Raw genomic sequence first — 25,225 nt, forward strand, 5'->3', positions numbered from 1 at the left:
CCGGGAAGGACTTTCCATCGTGACCACCATCGCCCCTCCGCCGCCGGTGAACCCGCCGCCTCAGTTGAACCCCGGTGGACGCACTACATTCCGCCTCGTCCTGATCGCCGCGGCGACGCTGCTGGTGGCCGGCACCGTGGCCACGCTCGGTGTGGCGGCCTGGGCCGTGAGTGCCGTCCGGGTCGTCACCGATCGTCAGGGGCTGCCCGCGACGATGCGGTCACTGGTGATCGACACCGCGAGCATCCCGGTCGCGATCCGTATCACCGCGGACCGCGAAACTCGGGATGCCACCGCGGATCTACGCCTGGTGAACACCTCTCACAGCGGCGCGCACCGACTGCAGGTCACCACAGACGGCAACGAGACCCGGATCGCCATCGCGGGCAATCCCTCTCGCATGCTGGCATGGGCCCGCGGCGGGGAGATCACGATCGCCGTGCCGCCGGAGCAGGCCCGGCGGCTGACGGTGCGCACCGAGCAGGAGATCGGCACGGTGATTGCGCAGGCCGACGTGGACCAGTTGATCTCCCGCGTCACCGATGGGGCGATCATCCTGCGCGGCGCTGCCCGCCGCGTCGAGGCCCACACCGTCGACGGCGAGATCGTCTCGCGCGACCCGATCGCGGTCACCGAAGAATTCAGCGCCACCACGTCTGACGGTGACATCACCGTTGACTTCCGCGACTCCGCGCCGCGCCGCGTCGATGCGGTGAGCCGCAACGGCGATGTCGTGATCGGACTGCCGGAGCGGGGACCGTATCTCGTACACGCACAATCCGGAGCATCGACAGAGGTACGGGTGCCCGAGACCACCGACCCCGACACCGCGGCCGCCGAGATCACCGTCCGCTCCGACGACGGCGACGTCGTGGTGGAGCGGGTGGGTCCGGGACGGGGCTAGAAGCTGAGTTGTGAGATTGCGTGCAGGGTCGTGATTTCTCGACTTTCACGACCCTGAGTGCAATTTCAACCGTCCACGTTCGACCTCTACGCCAACCCGGCCATGATCTCGGCCACCGAACCGGTCCGGCCCTGGCGCCACCCGGTTCCGGCCCACACATTGGTGCCCTGCGGATCGCCTGCGGCCACCGAGGCCTTGCGTACCGGGCTTGTCAGGTAATGGATCTCGGGGTAGCCCAGCGGGGCCTGACCGTCGTGGTCGATGATGAAGCGGTTGCGCAGCCCGCGGGCATAGCGGCCGGAAAACGCCCGGGTGACAACGGTTTCGGTGAACTCAGAACTCTGCAGGGCGGCGCGGTGCACCGGGCTGCTCCCGGCTTCATCGGCCAGCAGGAACGCGGTGCCGAGCTGGACGGCCGCCGCACCGGCAGCCAGCACCCCCGCGACATCGTCAGCGTTGATCAGCCCGCCGGCGGCCACAACCGGGATATCCACCGCCGCCAGCACGTCGGCCAGCAGATGGTCCAGTGACTGCGATGCGGGCGAGGCCGCCGGATCGAACGTGCCGCGGTGTCCCCCCGCTCCCGGCCCCTGGACGGCGAGGACGTCGACCCCGCGGTGCACCGCCAGCCAGGCTTCGTCCAGCGTCGTCACCGTCCCCACGGTGGTGATGCCGGCGCCGCGCAGCCGGGCCACCTCGGGCTCGCTGGGCAATCCAAAAGTGAACGACACCACCTCGGGACGTAGATCGAACACCACGTCCAGCTTGGCCGCCCACGCGTCGTCGTCGTAGCGCGGGGCACCGAGTTCCACACCGTAGCGCTGTGCTTCACCGGCCAAATCGGCGGCATAGGCCTGGATCTGTTCTGGCGTACCCGCACTGGGTTGCGGTGCAAAGAGATTCACCCCGAGCGGCTCGGTGGTCAAACCGCGTGCGGCCGTGACCCTTTCGACGAGCGCATCAGCGGTGAGATATCCGGCCGCGAGGAACCCCAGCCCACCGGCATCGCTGCCCGCCGCGGCCAGCTCCGGGGTCGAGGGGCCACCGGCCATCGGCGCCACGATCACCGGGTGCCGCAGCCCGCGAACATCGAATGTGCCCATCACCGCACCGCCTTCCCGAACAGCAGCACGTCCTGCGGTTCGTCACTGATATTGGGGAACGTCGCACACCGCGCAAGCCTTCCCTCCAGCGACAGACCACACCGGCGCAGCACCCCGGCCGAGCCGGCATTGTCGACGTGGCAGTACGCCGTGACCCGGTACACCGTGGGATCGGGCTGCACGTCGGTCAGCATCAACGAAACCGCTTCCGACATCAGGCCCCGTCGCCACCACTGACGGGCCAGGCAGTAACCGAACTCCACCGAGAACGGCTGCGGGCGACGCCGCGCACACAACCCGACCACCTCGCCGTCGACTTCGATCAACCAGGTCTGCTCATCACCGGCGTTGAACAACGTGGTGATGACGCGGCGCGTTTCGGCCACCCCCGAGTGCGGGCGCCAAGACAGATATCTCGTCACCTCGGGATCGGAGGCGATGCGGGTGTACAGCACCTCGGCGTCCTCGACAACCGGTGGCCGCAGCCGCACCTGTGGCCCGGCCAGGATCTGGGTGTTGGGCATGGTCTCTATCCTGCACCGTTGCCGGGGCCACCCGTCCAGCGGTTTACTGGACTGAATGGCAATCACCTTCAATCACACGATCGTCGCCGCCAAGGATCGGCGGGTCTCAGCCGAGTTCTTCACCGAGTTGTTCGGGCTGCCCGGCCCGCAGGAATTCGGGCCGTTTCTCGCCGTGACACTGAATCACGGAGTGAGCCTGGACTACGCCCAGATCGGCCCCGACGACGAAGTCCGGCCGCAGCACTACGCATTCCTGGTGTCCGAGGACGAGTTCGACTCGATCTACGGCAAGATCCACGACCGCGGCATCCAGCACTGGGCCGATCCGCACGGTCAGCACCCGGGCGAGATCAACCACAACGACGGCGGCCGCGGGGTCTACTTCCAGGACCCGTCGGGGCATTACCTGGAGATCATCACGCGCCCGTACGGGGGCTGATCGCTGCGACTAGCGGTGACCGCGCTTGTGCTCCTGATCGCGGTAGGCGTCGGCCAGCTTGTCGACGTGACCAGGCAGCGAACCGGCCGCCACATCGGCCAGGCTGGTCTCCTCCAGCACCGAGCGCATGCTCGCGCGCAGTGCACGCCAGACATCGGTCAGCGCCGCTGTAGGACCCGAGTACGGCAGGTCTCCCAGCCCGATGTCGCGCACGCTGGCCAGCGGTCCGTCTATGCAGCGCAGCACGTCGGCGATGCTGATCTCACCGGCCGGACGGGCCAGCTCGTAGCCGCCGTCGCGGCCTCGATGGCTGCGGACCAGCCGATCGGTGCGCAGGGCCGTGAGGATGTCGACCAGGAACTGCGCCGGGATGCCCTGCGCCTTGGCCAGGTCATCGGTTTTGACCAGCTCGCCGTCAGCGACCGTCGCGAGCTGGACCATGGCTCGGACGGCATACTCCGCCTTCGCCGACATCCGCATGCTCAGGATTGTGCCAGTTCACTCATCGCCCGCACCGATGCACCGAAGCTGGGTGCCCGCTGGGTCGGCGTGCCTAATCAGGAATTCCCGCGGCGTCCGGGACCACGATGGCGAACAAGTCCGACATCGCGGCCAGGCTCGCCGACTGCATGACCGCGGCGGGCACCGGTGCACTGTCGGGGCCGGCCAGCGTACGGGTGGCGGTGGCGGCGGCCACCACCGTCGGGGCGTATCCGAGGTTGAAGGCGCCACGCGCGGTGGAGTTGACGCACATGTGCGTCATGAATCCGGCCAGCACCAGGTTCGACGCATCGAGGCCTTTCAGCCGATCGTCGAGGTCGGTCTGGACGAATGAATTGGGGAACTGCTTGACCACCACCGGTTCTCCCTCGCGTGGAGCCACCGACGCGACGATCGCACCGCTCTCCCCCTCGATGTCATACAGCGAGCCCGGACCGTCGGAGTGCTGGATGTGAATGATCGGTATGCCCGCGCGGCGGGCCCGGTCGAGCAGTTGCGCCGTCTGCTCGAGCGCGGCCTGCACCCCTTCGAGCTCCATGATTCCCTGGGTGTAGGTGTTCTGGCAGTCGATCAGGACCAGGGTGGAATCGGCGAGGCGGGCCGGTGCGGCGGGGAGGCTGGCCAGTTCGCGCAGCGTGGGGCGGGTCATGTTGATGAGCCTAGTGACCAGCGGCGCTGGTTAGGCTGCATCGGTGGGACTACCGGATTGGTCGAGAGGCAAGATCACGCTGGTCATGGGCGCTGTCGCGGCGCCCATCGCGGTGATCCTGATCGTCACCGCACCGAGCGAGAAGGCCCCGAGCGCGGACTGCCAACGCGTCGATCAGATTGCCCACCACCTCGTCACGGCAGGCGCCCTCCCGGGAGGGGACGGAGTCGCCGACCCGAACGTGACCCGAAAAGCCGCTGAAGCGGCTGCAGCGGCTGCAGCGGCTGCAGCGGCTCGGGACGAAGCCGCGTCGATCGAAGACCCCGATTTGAAACGGAAAGCGCTGGCATTCGCGGACGCACTGCGCCAGTTCAGTCAGGGCAATCCCAGCGCGCCGCCGAACGGGTGGCCCGACAAGAACTACATGGGCGGATACCAGAATTCATTCAGCACGCTCCACGAACTGAAGCTCGCCTGTCCGAATGTCGGCACCGATCAGCTCCCCGAGGGCGTCCCACCTCTGCCGGGCAGCTGAGAGGGCTACCCCGCCGTGACGGCCAAAACCCGTTCGGCCAGCTCGGGCCGGCACACGATCAGGTCGGGCAGCGTCGGATCAGCCGAGTTGTAGACCAACCGCGAGCCGTCGATGCGTGAGGTGTGCAGGCCGGCGGCACGGGCCACCGCGACGGGCGCGGCCGAATCCCACTCGTACTGACCACCGGCGTGTACGTACACATCAGCGACTCCGCGGACCACCGCGGCGACTTTGGCTCCGGCCGAGCCCATTTCGACGAGGGTTCCGCCGAGTGCCTCGCGGACGGCCAGCGCCACCGCAGGCGGGCGGGTGCGCGACACCACGACCCGCGGCGGACCGTCGAAGGGACGCGGTGCCGCCACCTCGGGGGTGGACAGCGTGGTGTTCTGCGCGGGCAGCGCGACCGCGCCGGCCACGAGTTCGCCTGCGCTCCACAGCGCCACATGCACGGCCCAGTCGTCGCGGCCGAGTTCGGAGAACTCCCGGGTGCCGTCGAGCGGGTCGACGATCCAGACCCGCTCGGCGCTCAGCCGTGCCGGGTCGGCCCGCTCGTCGGCCGTGGCCTCCTCGGACAGCACCGAGTCGCCGGGACGCAGCGCGGCCAGCTCGGCCATCAGGAAATCGTGGGACTGCTTGTCCCCGGCCGCCTTTCGCTCGGCGGCCGAGGCATCGGCAAAGTCGGCACGGACGTCGAGCAGCAGATCCCCGGCCCTGGTGGCCAGCCGGGCAGCCAGTTCGTGATCGTTCACGACGGTAATTCCAGCAGCTCGATCACCATGTCGGCCAGTTCAGCGGTGCCGTGGTCCGGAGTGAGCCGCAGATCCGGGTTCTTCGGCCGCTGGTACGGGCTGTCGATGCCGGTGAAATGGGTTATCTCACCGGCCCGGGCCTTGGCGTACAGACCCTTGGGATCACGACGTTCGCAGTCTTCCAGTGGGGTGTCGCAGAACACCTCGTAGAAGTCGACGCCGCCCTCGTTGGCCACCTTCCGGGCCAGCTCACGGTGCTCCTCCAACGGGCTGATCGCAGGCACCAGCACGATCTGGCCGGAGTCGGCCAGCAGCGCGGCGACGTGGGCCAGCCGGCGCAGGTTCTCGGCCCGGTCGGCCATCGAGAAGCCGAGGTCCGCGTTGAGGCCGTGGCGCAGGTTGTCGCCGTCCAGAACGTATGCCGGCACGCCCTTTTCGAGCAGTTTCTGCTCGACCAGCATCGCCACCGAGGACTTGCCCGAGCCCGACAGGCCGGTGAACCACACGGTGCGGCCACGGCTGAGTCGATCCCCCGGGGTTACCAGCGAATCGTGCCGGACCGCATTGGGGCTCGCGGTCTCGTTGCGGGTGTCGCGCAACACCATGCCGGCGCCGACGGTGCCGTTGGTGTTGGGATCGATCAGGATGAACGATCCGGTGGCCGCGTTGCGGCTGTACTCGTCGAGCAGCAGCGGGGCCTGGGTACGCAGCGAAATACGGCCCAGCTCATTGAGTTTGAGCGCACTGGCGGACTTGTCCCGATGCAGGGTGTTGACATCGAGGCGGTAGTCCAGACCGGTGATCTTGACCCTCGTGGTGCGGGTGGTGTGTTTGATCAGGTACTCGCGACCGGGCTCCAGCGACGACTCGTCGGCCATCCAGCACACGGTGGCGTCGAAGTCCTGGGTGACCCGGGGCTGGTTGTTGGGCCGGGCGATCATGTCGCCGCGCGAGATGTCGATGTCGTCGGACAAGCTGATCGACACCGCCATCGGCGGGAACGCCTCTTCGACGACACCGCTGGGGCCGTCGATCTGGGTGATGCGCGTGGGCTTTCCGGCCGGCAGCACGATCACGTCGTCACCGGGACGCAGCACGCCGCTGGCCACGGTGCCGGCGTAGCTGCGGTGGTCGGCGTGCTCGTGAGTCTGCGGACGGATCACGTACTGCACCGGGAAACGCACGTCGACCAGGTTGCGGTCACCGGCGATGTAGACGTCTTCGAGGTGACTCAGCAGCGAGGGTCCCTCATACCAGGGCGTCACATCGGACTTGGTCACCACGTTGTCGCCGTTGAGTGCCGACATCGGGATCGTCGTCACATCGTGCACGTCCAGCCGGGCGGCGAACGCATGGAACTCGTCGCGAATCGCCTCGAAACGCTCTTGGTCCCAGTCGATCAGGTCCATCTTGTTCACGGCCAGCACGATGTGCTGGATGCCCAGCAGCGAGGCCAGGAACGCGTGCCGGCGGGACTGCTCGAGCAGGCCGTGGCGCGCGTCGACCAGCACGATCACCAGCTGTGCGGTGGAAGCCCCGGTCACCATGTTGCGGGTGTACTGGATGTGACCCGGGGTGTCGGCGATGATGAATTTGCGCTTGGCCGTGGCGAAATAGCGGTAGGCGACATCGATCGTGATGCCCTGCTCGCGCTCGGCCCGCAGGCCGTCGGTGACCAGAGCCAGGTCGGTGTAGTCGTGGCCACGTTCCTTGGAGGTCCGCTCGACCGCGGCCAGCTGATCCTCCATCACAGCCTTGGAGTCGAACAGCAGCCGTCCGATCAGCGTGGACTTGCCGTCGTCGACGGATCCCGCGGTGGCGATGCGAAGAAGCGTCGACATCAGAAGTAACCCTCTCGCTTGCGATCTTCCATTCCGGCCTCGGAGATCCGGTCATCGGCGCGGGTGGCGCCACGCTCGGTGAGCCGAGACACCGCGGTCTCGGCGATCACCTCAGAAACCGTTGCGGCCGTTGACTCGACGCACCCGGTGCAGGTGACGTCGCCGACGGTGCGGAACCGCACGGTCTTCTCGATCACCGGTTCGTCCTTGCGCGGCTGCATGTACTTGTGCACCGCGAGCAGCATGCCGTCGCGCTCGAACACCTTGCGCTGGTGCGCGTAATAGATCGACGGCAGCTTGATCTTCTCGGCGCCGATGTAGGACCAGATGTCGAACTCGGTCCAGTTGGAGATCGGGAAGGCACGGATGTGCTCGCCCTTGTGGTGACGACCGTTGTACAGGTTCCACAGCTCGGGCCGCTGGGCCTTGGGGTCCCACTGGCCGAACTCGTCGCGGAAGGAGAACACGCGCTCCTTGGCGCGGGCCTTCTCCTCGTCGCGCCGGGCCCCGCCGAAGGCCGCGTCGAACTTGTTCTCCCGGATGCCGCGCAGCAGCGTGACGGTCTGGATCGGGTTGCGGGACGGGATCGTCTCCACCACACGCCCCGCATCGATATCGTCCTGCACCTTGGCGACGACCAGCCGCGCACCGTAGTGCTCGACGAGTTCGTCGCGGGCCGCGTAGACCTCGTCGAAGTTGTGGCCGGTGTCGACGTGCATGACCGGGAACGGCAGCCGCCCCGGCGCGAACGCCTTGACCGCCAGGTGCAGCATGACGATCGAGTCCTTGCCGCCGGAGAACAGCAGCACGGGCTTCTCGAACTCCGCGGCGACCTCGCGGATGATGTGGATGGCCTCGGCCTCCAGGGACCGCAGGTGGCTCAGCTCGTAGTGGCCGGCACGGCCGGTCTGCTGATCGGATTTCTGCGCGGTGGTCATCACTTCCCCATTAAGTTGGTAGGAATGGCCAGAATTGCAAGCATGGCCAGGAATCTAGCCGCCCGGTCGCCGCGGTGTCAATGGTGGTCTACCCGTCAGGCCCGGTGCCCGCTGACGTGGGCACCCGCCTGCCGGGGCAGGAGCACCGTGGCGAGCAGGGTCAGCGCCAGCAAAGCGCCCAGAACCAGGTAGGTCACCGAATATGAGGTCAGTTGGCTGAGCAGTAACGCCGCCACCGCGATGCCGAGCCCGGCGGCCAGCTCCTGCACCGAGGCGTTGAGCGTGTTGGCATGCGTCAGCTCCTCCCCCTCGACATCGGAGAACGCCAGGCTGTTGTATGCAGTGAAGCCGATCGACCGCAGCGCCCCGCTCAGATAGAGAACGACGGCCATCACGACCACCGGCAGGCCCGGCCGCAACAGGGCCAGCAGGCCGAAACACGCGACCGAGGCCAGCCCGTTGACCAGGAGCACGGTGCGGATGCCGAATCTGCGCATGAGCGGCGTGGTGGCCGGCTTGATGGTCAGGTTCCCGGCGAACAGCGCGGCCACCATGACACCGGCGGCCAGCGGCGTCCAGCCGAACTCCAGCTGGAACTGCAGCGGCAGCAGGAACGGCACCGCGGTGATGACCAGTCGATACAGCGACCCGGCCACCACGGTGATGCGCAGCGTGTGCACCCGCAGCACCCGCAACTGCACGAGCGGGGCCGTCGCGCTGAGCAGCCGCCACACCGCGCCGGCGAGCAGCAGGACCGCTGCGGCGCCGCACCCGCCGACCAGACCCCAGTCGGTCCCCGAGACCCGGATGTTCTCCAGGGCGATCAGGGCCGCAGCAATCCCCGAGCCGAGCGCCAGCAGACCCGGCCAATCCAAAGATCGGGCCGTGCGCTGTGGCTCGCCACGGACGAGTTTGAGCGCCAGAACAATTCCGATCACGCCGATCGGAATGTTGACCGCGAAGATCCATCGCCAGCTGCCCAGCGTCGCGATCGCCCCGCCCAGAACGGGGGCCAACACAGGCGCGGTCAGCGCCGGCCAGGTCAGCAATGCGATGGCACGCACCAGGTCCGACTTGCCGCTCTGACGCAACACGGCCAGCCGGCCGACCGGCACCATCATGGCGCCGCCGACCCCCTGCAATATCCGCATCAGCACCAGCATCGGGAGCGACGTACTCGCCGCACAGCCGACCGAGGCCAAGGTGAACACCGCGATGGCCCCGATGAACACCCGGCGCGTGCCGAATCGGTCGGCCAACCAGCCGCTGGCCGGGATCAGCACCGCCACCGTGACCAGATAGGCCGAGATCGCCACATTGACGTCGATGGCCTCGACACCGAACGAGGCGGCGATCAGCGGGATGGCCGGCGTGATGATCGTCGCGTCCAGGATTTCCATGAAGAGGCTGCCGGCCACCAGCAGCGCCATGCCCCGCGGGAAGGGCGGATTCTCGGGTACTGACATCACAGCTGCCCGCCCCCACGAGCCGGGACGGTTACCCCGCAGGTAATTGAGACGCCGACCGCCGTCGGCACACACTGGCGGCCATGAGTATCCAGACCGGCCCGGCCGTGATGGCGGATTTCCTGCCCCAGTCGCCTTTCGTGACCAAGCTCGGGATCGTTGCCGAAACGCTGGAGGGCCCCGAGGTCCGGCTGCGGTTGCCGTGGGATCCTTCGAACATCACGATCGCCGACATGGTGCACGGCGGTGCGATCGCGGCGTTGGCCGACGTGACGGTGATGGCCGCGGCCTGGGCTCAGGCCGAGGTTCCGGATTCGCTTCGCGGAGTGACGGTCTCGATGACCATCAGCTATCTGGCGCCGGCGCGGGCGACCGATCTGATCGGCCTCGGGCGCGTGCTGCGCCAGGGCAGGTCCCTGGTGAACTGCGACATCGATATCGTCACGCCCGACGGCGAGGCGGTGGCCAAGGCCATCGCGACGTACAAGGTTGGGTGAGCCTGCCGCGAAAATCAGGTGCGACGTTCGCGTTCGTAGCGCTGTGGCGAAAAAACGGCCGGATTCCCGCCGTAGCGCTACCAACGCCAGCTTCAGCCCTGCGCGACGCACTGACGAGGCATCCTCACAGCGTGACCTCGTTGAGCTTGCCGGTGGCGACGTCGAAGACGAAGCCGCGCAACGACTCATGCTTGGTGACGAACGGGCTGGCCTCGATCCGCCGCAATGACTGACGCACGTCCTCTTCGAGGTCGACGAATGACTCAGCCGCCCAGTTCGGCTTGATACCGGTGTCGTCCTGGATCTGCTGTTTGAAACCGTCATCAGTGAAAGTCAGCATGCCGCAATCGGTGTGGTGGATCAGGATGATCTCCTTGGTCCCCAGAAGCCGCTGACTGATGGCCAGCGACCGGATCTCGTCATCGGTGATGACACCGCCGGCATTGCGGATGACGTGTGCCTCGCCGTCACCCAGACCGAGGATCCGATACACGTTCAGCCTGGCATCCATGCACGCCACCACCGCGACGTGCTTGCTCGGCGGCAGCGGCAACGGCCCGGTGAAGGTCGCGGCATAGACCTCGTTGTTGGCCAGGTACTGATCGGTGACAGACATATTTCGACGCTAACCCCGCAATGGGCGGCACGGCTAGCCGCAGAATCAGGCTGAGTCGATGGGGTGCCCGCTGCGTGGAACGAGCGACGGCCGTCCTGCCGGGGGGTGCAGGACGGCCGCCGCAGTCGGGACGTCAGGGACGTGGCGACGACAGGTCGTACACCGGAGTGTCGCCGACCAGGGTCTTGGTGAAGTGCGCCTTCACCCAGTCGGTGATCTCTGCGGCACTCCCGTGCTCTTCGCGCGGCGGCCCTGCAGGCCCACCGCGACCGCCCTCGGGCCGATCCAGGAAGTACCGGACCTGACCGTCTGCGACGTACTGCTGGAACTGCGCAAGTGTCGGCGAATTGTCGCTGCCGGTGAACCCGCCGATTGCCATCAGCGACTCCCCCGTCCTGAGCTCGAGGTCGCTGACCATCATCGAACCCACACTCGCTGCGGCCCAACGCCCTTCGGCGCCCGAGATGAGCTCGGCCAGGGCCGGATCATCGGCGCGCCCGAAGCCCGGCGGCGGGCCGCCCGGTCCACCTGGACCGCCGAACCCGGAGTCCCGCTCGGGACCCGACATCGCGATCGGTCCACCACTGTGACCCGCAGCCACCGTCTCCACGGTGTAGGCCGCGGTCGCACCGAAGCCGAACATCATGGCGGCCAAGGCCACCACCGCGGTCAGCCTGCCGGGACGGTGGGCGACGACAGCCAGGACCACCGCGATGAGCACCGAGCCGACCAGCACGATCCAGCGCAGCGCCGGTAGCCAGTCGGGGGTCCGGTCGAGCAGGACGAACGCCCACACCCCGGTGCCGGCCAGCATGACCGCCAGTACCAGCCGCGAAGCCAGCCGTGCACGAACCCGCCACAATTCGGCGACCGATATGCCCACGACCGCGGCCACGGCAGGCGCCAGCGCCACGGTGTAGTAAGGGTGGATGATCCCGTCCATGAAGCTGAACACCACGGCGGTGACCAGGAGCCAGCCGCCCCACATCAGCAGGCCGGCCCGCAGCCCGGCGGTCCGCGCGGTGCGCCGCGTCAGCCACAGTACGGCGACCAGGCCGATCAGCGCGGCGGGCAACAACCACGATGCCTCGGTACCCATGGACATTCCGAACATCCGGCCGATGCCCGGATCGCCGCCGAACATCAGATTTGCGCCGCTGCCGGGTCCCTGACCGGGTCCGGGGCCGCCCGGGCCGTGGCCGGGCCCCGGGCCCTCCTGCCCCATGATGCGTTGCAGGCCGTTGTAGCCGAATGCCAGTTGCAGCAGGCTGTTGTCGGTCGAACCGGCGATGTAGGGCCGGGAGTCGGCCGGCCACAATGCCACCAGGGCGATGTACCAACCGGACGAGATGACCATCGTCGCCGCGCCGATCAGCAAGGTGCCCAATCGTTTCCAGATACCGACCGCGGGTGCGGCCACCAGGAACATCAACGCCAGGCCCGGCACGACCAGGAACGCCTGCAGCATCTTGGTCAGGAAGGCGAAACCGAGCGCACATCCTGCCAGTGCCACCCACCCGGCGCTGGCCCTGGCCGATACCGGGCCGACCGCGCGCACCATGAAGTAGGCGGCGAGCACCAGAAGCAGTACCAGGAGCGCATCGGGATTGTTGTAGCGGAACATCGAGGCCGCCACCGGCGTCAACGCCAGCGCCGCCCCGGCGATCAGCGCGGCGCCCGGACCGCTGGTCCGCCGCACGGTGGCGTAGAGCAGTGCCACCGCACCGATGCCCATCAGTGCCTGTGGCAGCAGCATGGTGAACTCGTTGAAGCCGAACAGCCGGCCTGACAACCCCATTGCCCACATCGCGGCCGGCGGCTTGTCCACCGTGATGGCGTTCCCGGCGTCCAATGACCCGAACAGCCAGGCCTTCCAGGACTGGGTGCCGGCCTGGGCCGCGGCTGCGTAGTAGCTGTTGGCCCATCCCGACGATCCCAGGCCCCACAGGTAGAGCACCGCGGTGCCGGCCAGCAGAGCCCAGTAAGAGGGGCGAACCCAGCGCGGGGTGAGAGCCTTCGGAGATTCCGCGGTCGCTTCCGCGGAAGCCGGTGCCGTGTCAACGATGGTCGTCATAGCCCTGTCTCTCGGTTCGACCCGGCGGCACGCCGCGTCCGCGAGGGATGGAATACCCACCCCCGCAACAGTACGAAGCGCACCACGGTGGCCAACAGGTTGGCTGCCACCAACACTGCAAGTTCGACGCCGCGGTGCGGCACGGGCGCCACGAAGTGCAGGAGTCCCAAGGATCCGCTGGTGATCGTCAGCGCGATCGCGAACACCGTCAACCCCTCAAGATGATGGCGGGTGATGTTGCCGGCGCCGGCGATACCGAACGTGAAACGGCGGTTGGCGGCGGTGTTTCCGATCGCGGTCACCAGCAGGGCCACCAGATTGGCGGCCTGGGCGCCGACGCCGGCCCGCAGCGCCGTGAACAGCAGCAGATAGGCCAGCGTGGACACCACGCCGACGGCGCCGAAGCGCACCGCCTGGCGCAGCAGGGATTGGGGGGCACCCGATTTCCGCGACGATCCCAGCTGCGCGGCGATGGTGTTCACCGGGATCGAGCCGTTGGCGAATCCGCGTAGCAACCGGCCGATGCCCTTGAGGTCTGCGGTGGCGGTGGCGACGATGTCGACCCGGCTGTCCGGATCGTCCACCCAGTCCACCGGCACCTCGTGGATACGCAGGCCACTGCGCTCGGCCAGCACCAGCAGCTCGGTGTCGAAGAACCACCCGGTATCGGCGACATACGGCAACAGCCGGTGGGCAACATCGGCCCGGATCGCCTTGAATCCGCACTGGGCATCGGAGAACCGAGCTGCCAGAGTTGATTTCAGGATCAGGTTGTAGCAGCGCGAGATGAACTCGCGCTTGGCTCCGCGGACCACCCGTGAGCCGCGACCCAGCCGGGTGCCGATGGCCAGGTCGGAGTGACCGGAGATCAGCGGCGCCACCAACGGCGCGAGCGCGGCCAGATCGGTGGACAGGTCGACGTCCATGTAGGCCAGCACCGGTGCGTCCGAGGTTGACCACACGGCGCGCAGTGCGCGTCCGCGCCCCTTCTCCTCCAGTCGCACCACCCGCACACCGTCGAGTACGGAGGCGAGTTCGGCGGCGATACGCGGGGTGTCGTCCGTGCTGGCATTGTCGGCGATGGTGATGCGGACGGGCACGGCGAAGTTCTCTTCGAGGTAGCGGTGCAGCCGCCGTACCGAATGGGCAAGCGCCGCCTGCTCGTTGTACACCGGCACGACAATGTCGAGCACTGGAACCCCGGCCTCCCGGGCGGCCAGTGCGGCGTTGGGCCGTGACGCGAATTGGAACCGCTGCTCGGGGTCTTGGACCAAGGTTGTCATGACTTCATCGTTCTCCGGCGGCTTGTGATCTGGGTGGGGCGAAGCTATGCGCCTGCTATGTGTTCGTCGCACGCTGTGTCAGGTCGTAGATGGTCACGTCGTCGACGGCGACCGGGTTGTAGTGGGCCTGTACCCATTCCGCGATCTCGGTGGACGCCTGGCTGCCGCTCGGCATATGTCCGCCGAATCCGCCCGCCATGATGTGGGAGCGGATGAAGTAGTGGATCGCGCCGTCGTCGACCAGCTGTCGGAACTCCTGAAGCGTCGGCGCGGGATCGGTGCCGTTGAAACCGCCGACGGCCATTACCGGTGCACGAGTGGCCAATTGGTATCCAGCGGCATTGGACGAACCCACCACTGCTGCCGCCCAGGTGTAGCGGTCGGCATCGGCGGCCAGCGTCGCGGTCAGAGTCGGACCGGGTTCCGGTGCGGCGAACAGTCCGCCGAAACCGCCGCCGCGCGACGGCCCGACGGACGGTATCGCCCCGTTGTGCGGACTTGCCGCGGTGGCGATCGAGTATGCGGCCGGACCGGCCAGACAGGCCCCGACGGCCAGCGCCGCGGTCACCCGCACCATCGGGCGATCCAGCCGTCCCACCATGAGCAGAAGTACCGCCGCCCCCACTCCGCCGACTGCCACCGCGGCCCGCAGCCACGGATACGGATCGTCGTGGCGGGCCAGCAGTACCGCCGTCAGGATCGCGGTCACGAGAACCGCACCCGACATCGCTGTGGCGGCACGGATATCGGCGCGGTGCCGCCACAGCAGCGTGGCGCCGATCCCGGTCACCGCGCCGATCGCAGGGGCGAGTGCGACGGTGTAGTAGGGGTGCACGATGCCGTTCATGAAGCTGAACACCACCGCGGTGACCAACAGCCAACCGCCCCACAGGATCAGAGCGGCACGGGTCGGATCGGTGCGGGCCGCGCGGCGGGTCAGGTAGAGCCCGGCCACCAGGCAGATCAGGGCGGCGGGCAGCAGCCAGGCGATGTCGGCGCCCATCTGGGATCCGAACAACCGGCCCGGCCCGACATCGAAGTTGAGGTTTCCAAGGCCGCCCGTCTCGTCCCCGGTCAGTCGTCCCAAACCGTTATAGCCCAGGGCCAATTCGACGATGCTGTCATTCTGCGAACCACCGATATAGGGCCGTGCCGAGGACGGCCACAGCTCCACCAACACCAGATACCAACCACCGCTGAGGACCATGGCGACACCGGCGGCGACGACATCGAGCACCCGCCGGCCCAGTGGGCGGTCTCCGGCGATCAGCGCCGCGGCGGAAACGGCCGGCAGCACCAGGAACGCCTGCAACATCTTGGCGAGGAACCCGAAGCCGACCGCGACCCCGGCGCCCACGAACCACCAACGGCTGGCATCCTTTTCGATCCCGCGCTGCACGCAGTAGGCCGCCGTGACGAGCAGCAGCACCAGCAGTGCGTCGGGGTTGTTGAACCGGAAGATCAATGCGGCCACCGGCGTCAGCGCCAGCACCGTACCGGCCAGCAGACCGGCCCACGGGCCGGCGGCCCGGCGCACCGCGGCGTAGAGCATCGCGACCGCTCCGACACCCATCAACGCCTGCGGCGCGAGAACACTCCACGAGTTCAGTCCGAACAGGCGCACCGAGAGGTCGATGATCCACAACGCCGCGGGTGTCTTGTCGACGGTGATGGCATTGCCCGCATCGCTGGACCCGAACAGCATGGCGGTCCAGTCCTGGGCCCCGGCCTGCGCCGCGGCCGAGTAGAACGCGTTGGCCCACCCGCTGCTCGACAGGTTCCACAGATAGAGCACGGCCGTGCCGGCCAACAACGCCGCGAGCGCGATGTGTCGGGCGACAGGGCTGGAGGGGCCGGGATTCGTGCGGCCGGGCCCCGAGGCAGCCGGCGTTGCCGTCTCCTGCTCGGCAGCGGGATCTGCGGCAACAAGGGTCACTCCTCCATGTTTGCCGCGGCCGCTAGGTGTCCGATTGGTCCGTCCTGTGTGTGCCCTGTGAGCTCGTCCCAGGCAGCCGCACCACGAACTCGGTCGAACCGGTGGTGCTGCTCACCTCGATGGTGCCACCGTGCGCCTTGACCACTGCGGCGACGATCGCCAGACCCAACCCGGTACTGCCCTCCCGTCGTGACCGCGACGAATCGCCGCGGGCAAACCGCTCGAATACGTCGGGCAGCAATGCCGCCGGGATACCGGGGCCGTCGTCGGCGACGCTCAGCAGTACCGCGCCCTCGTCATTGTTGCCGGGCTTCAGCGCAACCGTGACCGAGGTTCCCGCTGGGGTGTGGGTCCGGGCATTGGCCAGCAGATTCGCCAGTACCTGATGCAGCCGGGCCTCATCCCCCTCGACCATCACCGGGTCCTCGGGCAGGTCGAGTGCCCACTGGTGGTCGGGGCCGGCGATGTGCGCGTCGCTGACCGAGTCGACCACGAGCCGGGACAGGTCCACGCTCTCGCGTTCCAGGGGCCGGCCGGCATCGAGGCGGGCCAGCAACAGCATGTCCTCGACCAGTTGCGTCATCCGCGTCGTCTCGGACTCCACCCGATTCATCGCGTGGGCCACATCGGCGGGCAGGTCATCGCGTTTGCGCTGGGCCAGCTCGGTGTAACCCCTGATCGCCGCGAGGGGCGTTCTCAACTCATGGCTGGCATCGGCGACGAATTGGCGTACCCGGGTCTCACTGGCGTGGCGGGCCGACAGCGCGCCGGCGATGCGGTCGAGCATCCGGTTCAGCGAGGTGCCCAGCTGACCGACTTCGGTGTGGGCGACGGCCGGGTCGACGGGCACGATCCGCGTGGGCAACTGCACTTCCCCACGATCGAGTTCGAGATCGGCCACTTTCCGTGCCGCCGCCGAAACCCGTGACAGCGGGGCGAGTTGACGCCGGATGATCAGCGTGCCCGCGGTCGTCGCGGCGATCAATGCGATGGCCGCCAGCAGACAGAACATTCCCAGCACCCACAACAATGTGTCGTCGACGACGGCGGTCGGCAGGCCGGTCACGATGATCTGCGAGCCGCCGTGGCGCGGGTGCAGGCCGATCAGCCGGTAGCGGCCCAACCCATCGAGGTCGACGGTCTGGGGATCCCGGGTTCCCGGAATCTGGGCCAGCTGTGCCGCCGCGGCTGCGGTCACCTCGATCCGCTCCCCTTCACCCGTGATCACCCCGGCATCCACGGGCCGATGGGGCGACACCACGGCACCGACCGTGCGAGCGGCCTGCCCTGGCGCGTTGAGAAATCCGGGGCCCGGCCCTTCCTCTGGATCGAACGGCACGCGATGGTGGCCGCGCATCCCCGGCGGAGGCGGGGATCCCGGTGGCGGAGGCGGCAATTCGAAGATGGCCGCCGAGCGCCTTCCGGCCTCGATGAGTTGCTCGTCCAGCTGGTGCATCAGAAACCGCTGCAGCGCAAACTCTGTGGCCACCCCGATGCTGGCGCACACCACGGCCAGCAGGGCCACCTGGGTGACAACCAGCCGGGCGCGCAGCGACCAGGTCCGCGGTGACCACCACCGAGTGGCGCTTCCGGTCCCGGCAGTCACCTCAGCGCGCGGGACGGAGGACATAACCCGCACCGCGCAGAGTGTGGATCATCGGATCGCGCCCGCTGTCGATCTTCTTGCGCAGATACGACACATACAGTTCGACGATGTTGGACCGGCCACCGAAGTCGTAACTCCACACCCGGTCCAGGATCTGGGCCTTGCTCAACACCCGCTTGGCGTTGCGCATCATGAATCGCAGGAGCTCGAACTCGGTGGCAGTCAATGTGATCGAGTCACCGCCGCGGGTCACCTCATGACTGTCCTCGTCGAGCACGAGATCGCCGACGATGATCTTCGCGCCGCCGTCCTCGCTCGTCACCCCGGTGCGCCGGAGCAGTGCCCGCAACCGCAGCACCACTTCCTCCAGGCTGAAAGGCTTGGTGACATAGTCGTCGCCGCCCGCGGTGAGACCCGCGATGCGGTCCTCCACCGAATCCTTGGCGGTCAGCAGCAGCAGCGGCAGGCCGGGAATCTGCTCGCGCAGTTTGCGCAGAACGTCCAGACCGCTCATGTCGGGCAGCATCACGTCGAGGACGACGACATCCGGCGGGTTCTCCCGGGCCGCGGTGATCGCGCTCGCGCCATCTCCTGCCGTGGCGATGTCCCAACCCTCATAGCGCAGCGCCATCGACACCAGTTCGGCCAATACGGGCTCGTCGTCAACCACCAGGACCTGGATCGGGTTGCCGTCGGCGCGGCGCATGACAGCGCGCCCGGACTCGGAATCGGTGCCATTGGTCGTCATGCTCACCCGTTCAGTATTCGCCGGCTCGATAGGCCCGAACTGAGCGCTGTCTATGCGCCAGCTGTGAAAGAAGGCCATATCCGGCGCAGAGCACGCACACAGCCGACTCACAGACAATGCCTGCACCGTGGACCGCATGAGCATCCGACACACGGCCGCCGCAGTCGGCATTGCGGCGGCGATTGCCGGGCTCGGCGGCGCGACGATCTACGCCGCCACCGAAACCCACAGCTCGGGCTTTCCCGGGCCACCGCCCGGCATGCCCGGGCCGGGAGACCGGCCCGACCCGGCCACCGTCCACAGCGAGTCGGTGCTGGCCGACCACGATGGCAGCTACACCACGGCGCTGACGCAAACCGGCACGATCACCGAACTGACGGCCACCTCGGTCACGGTGCGCAGCAACGACGGGTTCATCCAGAGCTACACCTTGCCGGCCTCCGCCCAGACCCCGTTCGGGGTCGACGACCGGGTCCTGGTCCGGGCCACCCGCACCGGGCCGGCATCAACCGAAAGGCCGACCGTCACCAGCATCGGTGAGGCCCCGAACCGTCGGCCCTTCCCCTAGTTGCCGTAGCCGTCGGGCAGTTCCGCTTTCACCGTCGGCTTCGCGAAAGACGTTTCCAACTCACTGGGAGCTGTTGTCTTCGTTACGGTTTCACCGACATTGACCGCAGGCACCGCTGTGCTCGTCGGCGCCTCGGCCAGCATCGCGCCGAGGGCGCACATCATTACCAGTGCGATCGCTCCCACACCGGCCATCGCATGGTTGGTCCGTTTGTTGCGTTCGGCTCCTGTCATACAGACCTCCCTACCCGGGACCCACGGGCAAGGTAAACCGGCCGCGTCGCGTACCGGCTTACGGGATCAGCCGTGATCAGTGCGGAGTGGCAAACCCAGGCGGAGTCGTCGCCGATACCGTCGGTGAGGCCTCGGATGTCTCCGGAGCCGTCGGCGGAGTCGTCGGAGTGACGGTCTGTCCTGTGGTGATGGCCGGCGGTTCGACCCGCTGCTGGGCGCCGGTGAGACCACCGCCCACCCCGACTCCGAGCATCGCTGTGGCTAACCCGCCGATCGCGCCGATGCCGGCAGAGATCAATTTCAGATTTCGCTGATTGTTTTCCTTCGCGCTACCCATGCGCTCACCTCCCGCCGCCTCATATATCCGATGCGGCCGGAGGCGAAACCACTACCAGGCGCCTCGCCCGGCGATCAGTGGGTGACGGCGAACCCGGACGGCGGCGTATAGCCCCTGATCCCAGGTACGGCCATCGAAACCGCCGGTGCAGTCGGAGGCGTCGTATCCGTGCTGGTCTGGCCGACGTTCATGTGGGATCCGGACGCGAGCGCCGGCGAGCCGGGGGCCCCGACACTGTCCGAAATAGCTCCGATGACTCCCAGCCCCACCACTGCCGCACCACCGGTTACCGCAGCGATCACTTTCACATTCTTGAGCCCGCTGACCTTCATGTAATTCAGTGAACTCCCGATTTCTATGCCGAGGCTGTGGCTCGACTGTCAGTTACCCACCGAGTGCGGGCGCGCCCGTGATCTCACATCACGACGGTGACCGGATTCAGGTTCCGGCTGATCTACCCTGTCTGGCATGCAGCCGTGGGTGGGAAGAACCGGATGACGCGCTTTCTGGCGCGCCGGCTGCTCAATTACATCGTGCTGCTGGCCCTGGCATCGTTTCTGACGTTCACCTTGACGTCGCTGAACTTCAAACCGCTCGACAGTCTCGAGCAGCGCAATCCGCGGCCACCGCAGTCCGCGATCGACGCAAAAGCCGCTGAGCTAGGCCTCGACCAGCCCATTCCGCTGCGCTACGCGAACTGGGCCGCCGACGCGGTCCGCGGCGACTTCGGCACCACGGTGACCGGCCAGCCGGTAGCTGACGAGTTGTGGCGACGCATCGGGGTGACCTTGCGGTTGCTCGTCATCGGCGCGATATCGGGCACCGTGATCGGCGTGGTGGTCGGGGCCTGGGGTGCGATCCGCCAGTACCGGCTGTCGGACCGCGTCATCACCGTGGTGTCCCTGCTGGTGATCAGCACACCATCGTTCGTGATCGCCAACATGCTGATCCTCGCCGCGCTCAACGTGAACTCGGTACTGGGCGTCCAGATTTTCGAGTACACGGGGGAAACGGCGCCGGTGCCCGTCGGCGGCGCCTGGGACCAGTTCGTCGACCGGCTTCAGCACCTCGTGCTGCCGACGCTCACGCTGGCGCTGATAGCCATCGCCGGCTACAGCCGCTACCAGCGCAACGCGATGCTCGACGTGCTCGGCCAGGACTTCATCCGCACCGCGCGGGCCAAAGGGCTGACCCGGCGTCGCGCCCTGTTCAAGCACGGGCTGCGAACGGCACTCATCCCGATGGCCACCCTGTTCGCGTACGGCGTGGCCGGGCTGGTCACCGGTGCGGTGTTCGTCGAGAAGATCTTCGGCTGGCACGGCATGGGCGAATGGGTGGTACAGGGCATCGCCACCCAGGACACCAACATCATCGCGGCCATCACGGTGTTCACCGGCACCGTGATCCTGGTCGCCGGCCTGCTCTCGGACGTCATCTACGCGATGCTCGACCCGAGGGTGAGAGTCACATGACCCAGACCTCCGCCCCCACCGGTGATGCCGCCGCGGCCCGCTCCGGTCTGCACACCGAGGAGTTCGCCACCCGGCGCACCCTGGTGTTCCGGCGGTTCCTGCGCAACTGGCCCGCCGTGGTCTCGCTGGCACTGCTCGTGATCATGTTCGTGGCCTGCTACACGCTGCCCTCGGTGCTTCCCTACAGCTATTCGGACCTCGACTACTACGCGCTGCAAGAGCCGCCGTCGGTCGACCACTGGTTCGGCACGAACGCACTCGGGCAGGACATCTTCGCCCAAACCCTGCGCGGCATGCAGAAATCCATGCTGATCGGTGTCTGCGTGGCGTTCATCTCGACCGTCATCGCCGCCACGGTCGGATCGGTGGCGGGATACTTCGGCGGCTGGCGCGATCGCACGCTCATGTGGATCGTCGACGTGCTGCTGGTGGTACCCAGCTTCATCCTGATCGCGATCGTCACGCCGCGCTTGAGCCAGTCCGACCGGGTGTTCTGGCTGATCGTGCTGCTCTCGGCGTTCAGCTGGATGATCAGTTCGCGCATCGTGCGCGGGATGACCCTGAGCCTGCGGGAGCGCGAATTCGTTTTGGCTGCACGCTATATGGGTGTCAGCAGTTGGCGCATCATCGTCCGGCACATCCTGCCCAACGTGGCATCCATCCTGATCATCGACACCGCGCTCAATGTCGGGGTGGCGATCCTGTCCGAAACCGGTTTGAGCTACCTGGGATTCGGCATCCAGGCGCCCGACGTATCGTTGGGCACTCTGATCGCCGACGGCACCAAATCCGCCACCACGTTCCCGTGGGTATTCCTGTTCCCGGCCGGGGTACTGGTGCTGATCATCCTGTGTGCCAACCTGATCGGTGACGGCCTGCGCGACGCACTCGACCCGGGAAGCGGCCGGCTGCGACGCAAGAAGGCACGCCGATGAGCGAACTACTCGAAGTATCCGGCCTGACCGTGGACTTTCCGACCGACACCGACGTGGTACACGCGGTGCGGGGCCTCAACTTTCACGTCGGCGCCGGTGAGGTGGTCGCGCTCGTCGGCGAATCCGGCGCCGGGAAATCGGCCAGTGCCATGGCCGTCGTCGGGCTGCTGCCCGAATTCGCCGAAGTCTCCGGATCGGTGCGGCTGCGCGGCGAGGAGCTCGTCGGCTTGTCCGACGCGCAGATGTCACAGGTCCGCGGTAACACCATCGGAACCGTGTTCCAGGACCCGATGTCCGCGCTCACGCCGGTCTATACCGTGGGCGATCAGATCGCCGAGGCTCTCACCGTCCACAACCGCGATCTGGGCCGACGCGCGGCCCGTATCCGGGCCGTCGAACTGCTCGAGCTGGTGGGCATCGCTCAACCCGAGCAGCGTGCCCGGGCCTTCCCGCACGAGTTGTCCGGCGGCGAACGCCAGCGGGTGGTCATCGCCATCGCCATCGCCAACGACCCCGATCTGCTGATCTGCGACGAGCCCACCACCGCCCTCGACGTCACGGTGCAGGCCCAGATTCTCGAGGTACTCAAGACCGCACGCGACGTCACCGGCGCCGGGGTACTGATCATCACCCACGATCTCGGGGTGGTGGCCGAATTCGCCGACCGCGCCCTGGTGATGTATGCCGGGCGGGCTGTCGAGGACGCTCCGGTGACCCGGTTGTACGAGAAGGCCCGGATGCCTTACACCGTCGGCCTGCTCGGCTCGGTGCCACGCCTGGATGCCCCGCAGGGCACCCGCCTGGTCCCGATCCCCGGGGCGCCGCCGTCGCTCACCACGACGCCGCACGGCTGCCCCTTCGCCCCGCGCTGCCCGCTGGCCATCGACGAGTGCGACGCCGCCGAACCCGAACTGATCGAATTGGCGCCGGGCCACCACGCCGCCTGCATCCGCACCGACCAGGTCAGCGGGCACAGCGCCGCCGAGATCTATCAGGTGACCGGCACCGGCACCACCGCCGCCCCCGAGGCCCGGCCCGCCGATGCCGACGTGGTGCTGCGGGTGCGCAACCTGTCCAAGACCTACAAACTGACCAAAGGGGCGGTGCTGCGCAGGCAGGTCGGTGAGGTCCGGGCCGTCGACGACGTCAGCTTCGACCTGCGCGGCGGCCGCACCCTCGGCATCGTCGGCGAGTCCGGATCGGGCAAATCCACCACCCTGCACCAGATTCTGAATCTGTCTGCACCGCAGTCGGGTTCGATCGAAGTCCTCGGCTCCGACGTGGCCACCCTGAACCGGCGAACGCGCCGCGCCCTGCGCACCGACCTTCAAGTGGTGTTCCAGGATCCGGTGGCTTCACTGGACCCGCGGCTGCCGGTGTCGGATGTGTTGGCAGAGCCGTTGACCGCCAACGGTTTCGACAAACCGCGGATCGACGAGCGGGTGGCCGAGCTACTCGAGTTGGTGGGCCTGCGACGCACCGACGCGGGCCGCTATCCGGCCGAGTTCTCCGGCGGGCAGAAACAGCGCATCGGGATCGCCCGCGCCCTGGCATTGCAGCCCAAGATCATCGCACTCGACGAACCGGTCTCCGCTCTCGATGTCTCGATCCAGGCCGGGATCATCAACCTGCTGCTGGACCTACAGGACCGGTTCGGCCTGGCCTATCTGTTCGTCTCCCACGATCTGTCGGTGGTCAAGCACCTGGCTCACGATGTCGCGGTGATGCACAAGGGGGCGGTCGTCGAACAGGGCTCCGGCGACGAGGTGTTCGCCAACCCGCGGCACGCCTATACCCGCAAATTGCTGGCCGCGGTTCCGCAACCAAAGCCGGTCGACTGAGTTCACCTGTTGTACGAGCCCTCACGGACCCAACTGAACCCACGTTCCACCACCGGAAACGAATTCGGATCCACCTTGGTGCACCAGGCGTGGATGCGGTGCCCGGCGTAGTCGTCGGCGTCGATGACCAACCGGTTCGGACCCGGCCACCAATATGTCAGGCGCACCCGCACCGGCGTCTCCTTGAAGGTACCCACCTCGACGTAGTGGTTCAGGTCGATGAAATGCCGGCCCGGGTCGATGGTGCCGCCGTACTCCTCGAACGAATCGTCCATGTGCTGGATGGTCAGCCTCACGGGATCGACCATGCTGAACGATCGGTCGAAAATCACTCGGCGCCACTGTAATTCATCGGTCAGGAGCGGATCACGCCGGTAGCCTTCGGCGGAGAAACCGTCGACCTGATAGATGCCGTACAACTCCGGGACCGGTCTGGCCCATTGCCGCCAGTTCTGCACGGCGATGACGCCGAGCAGGTTCGCGCCGAGAATCAACTGGGCCACCAGCGCAATCCGGTTGGCCCGCCGGGCGGCGAACAGCTGCGGTGTACGCGCCGCAGGGACCGCCTGATCGGAGAAGAGCGCCGCAGCCAGCCGCGCGGCATACGGAGCCAGCAGGAACAGGCTCATCATCAGCAGCATCGACGAGACCGTCTTGAGTCGGATGTCGTAGGTCATGTTGAGCAGGAAGACCTGCGTCATGTCGACTGCGCAGAGGAGCGCTCCCGCCGGCACCGCCCGCGGGATGAGCAGTAGCACACCGGCAAGCAGTTCAGCCGAGCCGAGCGCAATCTGGTACGGCTGGGAGATGCTCACCTGCGTCCACAGCACGCCTTGCGGGCTGAAATTGCCGAACGGCTCGACCAGGCGGTTCAGGACGAATGGCATCTGTGTCGGGATGGCCTTGGCCATCCCGAAATAGAACATCGCGGCGGCCAGCACGAGCCGCAAGTACAGCGACATCCAGGCCCACATCCGCGGATACCCGCCGCGACGGCGGTCCAGCACCGACCACAGCAGCGTGGCCACCGTCGACACCACCACCATGAGAAACAGAGCGGTCCACTGGAAGGCGCTGTCGCTGCCCACCTGCGTACTCTCGACCCGCAGCCCCAGAATGTGCGACGCCGTCCACTCGATGGGCGGGCGCAGCGTCGCGATCAGCCCCGACACCGACGACCACGGCAGCCTGATCCCCACCCCAGCCAGCAGGATCGGGATCAACCCCAGCAGGCAGGCCAGGCCGAACAGGCCGAAGTAGCAGGATCCGAACCGGAAGCCGATCCGCGTCGCAAGCGGCCAGCGAACATCGCCTGCATCTGTGTCTGTCACGACGCCCCTCCCCGTCAACCACACCCCGTCATCACGGTATCGGCCCCCGCAGACCCAGCAACCGCCAACTGACACCTCGGGGTCCTGTCCCCAAATTGC

At 67.4% G+C, this 25,225-nt stretch carries 26 protein-coding genes; 8 read left to right on the forward strand and 18 right to left on the reverse strand.

The window, feature by feature from the left end; translation table 11 throughout:
• Positions 1 to 19 precede the first annotated feature (19 nt).
• On the forward strand, positions 20 to 904 hold the full coding sequence (locus EYZ64_RS23125; protein WP_135457055.1) for a DUF4097 family beta strand repeat-containing protein: 885 nt from the start codon (positions 20 to 22) through the stop codon (positions 902 to 904).
• Positions 905 to 990: 86 nt separating this feature from the next.
• Here EYZ64_RS23125 and EYZ64_RS23130 read toward each other — a convergent pair whose 3' ends face one another.
• Positions 991 to 2,007, reverse strand: a complete 1,017-nt coding sequence (locus EYZ64_RS23130) for a nitronate monooxygenase (RefSeq protein ID WP_167857938.1) — start codon at positions 2,005 to 2,007, stop codon at positions 991 to 993.
• Positions 2,007 to 2,531: a GNAT family N-acetyltransferase gene (locus tag EYZ64_RS23135; RefSeq protein ID WP_135457059.1), complete on the reverse strand. Its 525-nt coding sequence runs from the start codon at positions 2,529 to 2,531 to the stop codon at positions 2,007 to 2,009. The genes EYZ64_RS23130 and EYZ64_RS23135 overlap by 1 nt, the downstream gene beginning before the upstream one ends.
• A gap of 55 nt (positions 2,532 to 2,586) precedes the next feature.
• Between EYZ64_RS23135 and EYZ64_RS23140 the strand changes: the two genes are divergently transcribed.
• Positions 2,587 to 2,970, forward strand: a complete 384-nt coding sequence (locus tag EYZ64_RS23140; protein ID WP_135457061.1) for a VOC family protein — start codon at positions 2,587 to 2,589, stop codon at positions 2,968 to 2,970.
• A gap of 9 nt (positions 2,971 to 2,979) precedes the next feature.
• Here the strand turns inward: EYZ64_RS23140 and EYZ64_RS23145 are convergent, their stop codons facing one another.
• Together EYZ64_RS23145 and EYZ64_RS23150 are read right to left on the reverse strand one after the other, a co-directional pair.
• Positions 2,980 to 3,450 (reverse strand): Rrf2 family transcriptional regulator, encoded by a 471-nt coding sequence (locus tag EYZ64_RS23145; protein ID WP_135457064.1) that lies wholly within the window; start codon positions 3,448 to 3,450, stop codon positions 2,980 to 2,982.
• Between the two features lie 73 nt (positions 3,451 to 3,523).
• Entirely contained in the window at positions 3,524 to 4,120 is a 597-nt protein-coding gene (locus tag EYZ64_RS23150; protein WP_135457066.1) for a cysteine hydrolase family protein, read from the reverse strand.
• 43 nt (positions 4,121 to 4,163) lie between these two features.
• Here EYZ64_RS23150 and EYZ64_RS23155 point away from each other — a divergent pair, with 43 nt between their 5' ends.
• Complete coding sequence (locus EYZ64_RS23155; RefSeq protein WP_135457068.1) at positions 4,164 to 4,655, forward strand: hypothetical protein; 492 nt, start codon at positions 4,164 to 4,166, stop codon at positions 4,653 to 4,655.
• 5 nt (positions 4,656 to 4,660) lie between these two features.
• On the opposite strand, the gene EYZ64_RS23160 is transcribed toward EYZ64_RS23155, so the two are convergent.
• From EYZ64_RS23160 to EYZ64_RS23175, 4 genes are all read right to left on the reverse strand, one after another.
• Positions 4,661 to 5,404, reverse strand: a complete 744-nt coding sequence (locus EYZ64_RS23160; protein ID WP_135457070.1) for a 3'(2'),5'-bisphosphate nucleotidase CysQ — start codon at positions 5,402 to 5,404, stop codon at positions 4,661 to 4,663.
• Positions 5,401 to 7,245: an adenylyl-sulfate kinase gene (cysC, locus tag EYZ64_RS23165; protein ID WP_135457073.1), complete on the reverse strand. Its 1,845-nt coding sequence runs from the start codon at positions 7,243 to 7,245 to the stop codon at positions 5,401 to 5,403. The genes EYZ64_RS23160 and cysC overlap by 4 nt, the downstream gene beginning before the upstream one ends.
• Positions 7,245 to 8,183, reverse strand: a complete 939-nt coding sequence (gene cysD / locus EYZ64_RS23170) for a sulfate adenylyltransferase subunit CysD (protein ID WP_135457075.1) — start codon at positions 8,181 to 8,183, stop codon at positions 7,245 to 7,247. Before cysD ends, cysC begins: the two co-directional genes overlap by 1 nt.
• A gap of 95 nt (positions 8,184 to 8,278) precedes the next feature.
• Positions 8,279 to 9,613 carry an MFS transporter gene (locus tag EYZ64_RS23175; protein WP_167858170.1) on the reverse strand — a complete coding sequence of 445 codons (1,335 nt, stop codon included), beginning with the start codon at positions 9,611 to 9,613 and terminating at the stop codon, positions 8,279 to 8,281.
• Between the two features lie 119 nt (positions 9,614 to 9,732).
• Between EYZ64_RS23175 and EYZ64_RS23180 the strand changes: the two genes are divergently transcribed.
• Positions 9,733 to 10,146: a PaaI family thioesterase gene (locus EYZ64_RS23180; RefSeq protein WP_135457079.1), complete on the forward strand. Its 414-nt coding sequence runs from the start codon at positions 9,733 to 9,735 to the stop codon at positions 10,144 to 10,146.
• A gap of 124 nt (positions 10,147 to 10,270) precedes the next feature.
• Here EYZ64_RS23180 and EYZ64_RS23185 read toward each other — a convergent pair whose 3' ends face one another.
• The 6 genes from EYZ64_RS23185 to EYZ64_RS23210 form a co-directional block, all read right to left on the reverse strand.
• Entirely contained in the window at positions 10,271 to 10,762 is a 492-nt protein-coding gene (locus tag EYZ64_RS23185; protein WP_135457081.1) for a beta-class carbonic anhydrase, read from the reverse strand.
• A 133-nt stretch (positions 10,763 to 10,895) separates the two neighbouring features.
• Complete coding sequence (locus tag EYZ64_RS23190; protein ID WP_135457083.1) at positions 10,896 to 12,836, reverse strand: ArnT family glycosyltransferase; 1,941 nt, start codon at positions 12,834 to 12,836, stop codon at positions 10,896 to 10,898.
• Entirely contained in the window at positions 12,833 to 14,119 is a 1,287-nt protein-coding gene (locus tag EYZ64_RS23195; protein ID WP_135457085.1) for a bifunctional glycosyltransferase family 2/GtrA family protein, read from the reverse strand. Before EYZ64_RS23195 ends, EYZ64_RS23190 begins: the two co-directional genes overlap by 4 nt.
• A gap of 55 nt (positions 14,120 to 14,174) precedes the next feature.
• A complete protein-coding gene (locus tag EYZ64_RS23200) occupies positions 14,175 to 15,947 on the reverse strand; it encodes a glycosyltransferase family 39 protein (protein ID WP_286175323.1) in 1,773 nt (590 codons plus the stop codon).
• Positions 15,948 to 16,077: 130 nt separating this feature from the next.
• The gene (locus tag EYZ64_RS23205) at positions 16,078 to 17,685 is read right to left on the reverse strand and encodes a sensor histidine kinase (RefSeq protein WP_135457090.1); all 1,608 of its coding nucleotides are present in this window, start codon (positions 17,683 to 17,685) and stop codon (positions 16,078 to 16,080) included.
• Positions 17,663 to 18,367, reverse strand: a complete 705-nt coding sequence (locus EYZ64_RS23210) for a response regulator transcription factor (protein ID WP_135460199.1) — start codon at positions 18,365 to 18,367, stop codon at positions 17,663 to 17,665. Before EYZ64_RS23210 ends, EYZ64_RS23205 begins: the two co-directional genes overlap by 23 nt.
• Positions 18,368 to 18,545: 178 nt before the next feature.
• On the opposite strand from EYZ64_RS23210, the gene EYZ64_RS23215 reads away from it, so the two are divergent.
• The gene (locus EYZ64_RS23215) at positions 18,546 to 18,977 is read left to right on the forward strand and encodes a hypothetical protein (RefSeq protein ID WP_135457092.1); all 432 of its coding nucleotides are present in this window, start codon (positions 18,546 to 18,548) and stop codon (positions 18,975 to 18,977) included.
• Here the strand turns inward: EYZ64_RS23215 and EYZ64_RS23220 are convergent.
• From EYZ64_RS23220 to EYZ64_RS23230, 3 genes are all read right to left on the reverse strand, one after another.
• Positions 18,974 to 19,210 (reverse strand): hypothetical protein, encoded by a 237-nt coding sequence (locus tag EYZ64_RS23220; RefSeq protein WP_135457093.1) that lies wholly within the window; start codon positions 19,208 to 19,210, stop codon positions 18,974 to 18,976. The genes EYZ64_RS23215 and EYZ64_RS23220 overlap by 4 nt on opposite strands.
• A gap of 76 nt (positions 19,211 to 19,286) precedes the next feature.
• Complete coding sequence (locus EYZ64_RS23225) at positions 19,287 to 19,547, reverse strand: hypothetical protein (RefSeq protein ID WP_135457096.1); 261 nt, start codon at positions 19,545 to 19,547, stop codon at positions 19,287 to 19,289.
• Between the two features lie 74 nt (positions 19,548 to 19,621).
• Positions 19,622 to 19,879 carry a hypothetical protein gene (locus EYZ64_RS23230; RefSeq protein ID WP_135457098.1) on the reverse strand — a complete coding sequence of 86 codons (258 nt, stop codon included), beginning with the start codon at positions 19,877 to 19,879 and terminating at the stop codon, positions 19,622 to 19,624.
• A gap of 162 nt (positions 19,880 to 20,041) precedes the next feature.
• Between EYZ64_RS23230 and EYZ64_RS23235 the strand changes: the two genes are divergently transcribed.
• Genes EYZ64_RS23235 through EYZ64_RS23245 form a run of 3 tightly spaced genes read left to right on the forward strand, consistent with a single transcriptional unit; the run spans position 20,042 to position 23,795 of the window.
• Positions 20,042 to 21,019, forward strand: coding sequence for an ABC transporter permease (locus EYZ64_RS23235; protein ID WP_135457100.1), 978 nt, complete (start codon positions 20,042 to 20,044; stop codon positions 21,017 to 21,019).
• Entirely contained in the window at positions 21,016 to 21,954 is a 939-nt protein-coding gene (locus EYZ64_RS23240) for an ABC transporter permease (RefSeq protein ID WP_135457102.1), read from the forward strand. The genes EYZ64_RS23235 and EYZ64_RS23240 overlap by 4 nt, the downstream gene beginning before the upstream one ends.
• Positions 21,951 to 23,795: an ABC transporter ATP-binding protein gene (locus EYZ64_RS23245; RefSeq protein WP_135457104.1), complete on the forward strand. Its 1,845-nt coding sequence runs from the start codon at positions 21,951 to 21,953 to the stop codon at positions 23,793 to 23,795. The genes EYZ64_RS23240 and EYZ64_RS23245 overlap by 4 nt, the downstream gene beginning before the upstream one ends.
• 2 nt (positions 23,796 to 23,797) lie before the next feature.
• On the opposite strand, the gene EYZ64_RS23250 is transcribed toward EYZ64_RS23245, so the two are convergent.
• Entirely contained in the window at positions 23,798 to 25,126 is a 1,329-nt protein-coding gene (locus EYZ64_RS23250; protein WP_286175104.1) for a DoxX family protein, read from the reverse strand.
• Between the last annotated feature and the right edge of the window lie 99 nt (positions 25,127 to 25,225).

The organism is Mycobacterium sp. DL99 (assembly GCF_004762045.1).
Lineage (GTDB): Bacteria > Actinomycetota > Actinomycetes > Mycobacteriales > Mycobacteriaceae > Mycobacterium.

Bases quoted from the DNA above. Each gene is read 5' to 3' on its own strand.
- cysC (WP_135457073.1), bottom strand. From the start codon at position 7,245: ATGTCGACGCTTCTTCGCATCGCCACCGCGGGATCCGTCGACGACGGC.
- EYZ64_RS23145 (WP_135457064.1), bottom strand. From the start codon at position 3,450: ATGCGGATGTCGGCGAAGGCGGAGTATGCCGTCCGAGCCATGGTCCAG.
- EYZ64_RS23230 (WP_135457098.1), bottom strand. From the start codon at position 19,879: ATGAAGGTCAGCGGGCTCAAGAATGTGAAAGTGATCGCTGCGGTAACC.
- EYZ64_RS23140 (WP_135457061.1), top strand. From the start codon at position 2,587: ATGGCAATCACCTTCAATCACACGATCGTCGCCGCCAAGGATCGGCGG.
- EYZ64_RS23225 (WP_135457096.1), bottom strand. From the start codon at position 19,547: ATGGGTAGCGCGAAGGAAAACAATCAGCGAAATCTGAAATTGATCTCT.
- EYZ64_RS23240 (WP_135457102.1), top strand. From the start codon at position 21,016: ATGACCCAGACCTCCGCCCCCACCGGTGATGCCGCCGCGGCCCGCTCC.
- EYZ64_RS23180 (WP_135457079.1), top strand. From the start codon at position 9,733: ATGAGTATCCAGACCGGCCCGGCCGTGATGGCGGATTTCCTGCCCCAG.
- EYZ64_RS23215 (WP_135457092.1), top strand. From the start codon at position 18,546: ATGAGCATCCGACACACGGCCGCCGCAGTCGGCATTGCGGCGGCGATT.
- EYZ64_RS23235 (WP_135457100.1), top strand. From the start codon at position 20,042: ATGACGCGCTTTCTGGCGCGCCGGCTGCTCAATTACATCGTGCTGCTG.
- EYZ64_RS23185 (WP_135457081.1), bottom strand. From the start codon at position 10,762: ATGTCTGTCACCGATCAGTACCTGGCCAACAACGAGGTCTATGCCGCG.
- EYZ64_RS23150 (WP_135457066.1), bottom strand. From the start codon at position 4,120: ATGACCCGCCCCACGCTGCGCGAACTGGCCAGCCTCCCCGCCGCACCG.
- EYZ64_RS23205 (WP_135457090.1), bottom strand. From the start codon at position 17,685: ATGTCCTCCGTCCCGCGCGCTGAGGTGACTGCCGGGACCGGAAGCGCC.
- EYZ64_RS23195 (WP_135457085.1), bottom strand. From the start codon at position 14,119: ATGACAACCTTGGTCCAAGACCCCGAGCAGCGGTTCCAATTCGCGTCA.
- cysD (WP_135457075.1), bottom strand. From the start codon at position 8,183: ATGACCACCGCGCAGAAATCCGATCAGCAGACCGGCCGTGCCGGCCAC.
- EYZ64_RS23245 (WP_135457104.1), top strand. From the start codon at position 21,951: ATGAGCGAACTACTCGAAGTATCCGGCCTGACCGTGGACTTTCCGACC.
- EYZ64_RS23220 (WP_135457093.1), bottom strand. From the start codon at position 19,210: ATGACAGGAGCCGAACGCAACAAACGGACCAACCATGCGATGGCCGGT.
- EYZ64_RS23130 (WP_167857938.1), bottom strand. From the start codon at position 2,007: ATGGGCACATTCGATGTTCGCGGGCTGCGGCACCCGGTGATCGTGGCG.
- EYZ64_RS23210 (WP_135460199.1), bottom strand. From the start codon at position 18,367: ATGCGCCGCGCCGACGGCAACCCGATCCAGGTCCTGGTGGTTGACGAC.
- EYZ64_RS23175 (WP_167858170.1), bottom strand. From the start codon at position 9,613: ATGGCGCTGCTGGTGGCCGGCAGCCTCTTCATGGAAATCCTGGACGCG.
- EYZ64_RS23190 (WP_135457083.1), bottom strand. From the start codon at position 12,836: ATGACGACCATCGTTGACACGGCACCGGCTTCCGCGGAAGCGACCGCG.
- EYZ64_RS23135 (WP_135457059.1), bottom strand. From the start codon at position 2,531: ATGCCCAACACCCAGATCCTGGCCGGGCCACAGGTGCGGCTGCGGCCA.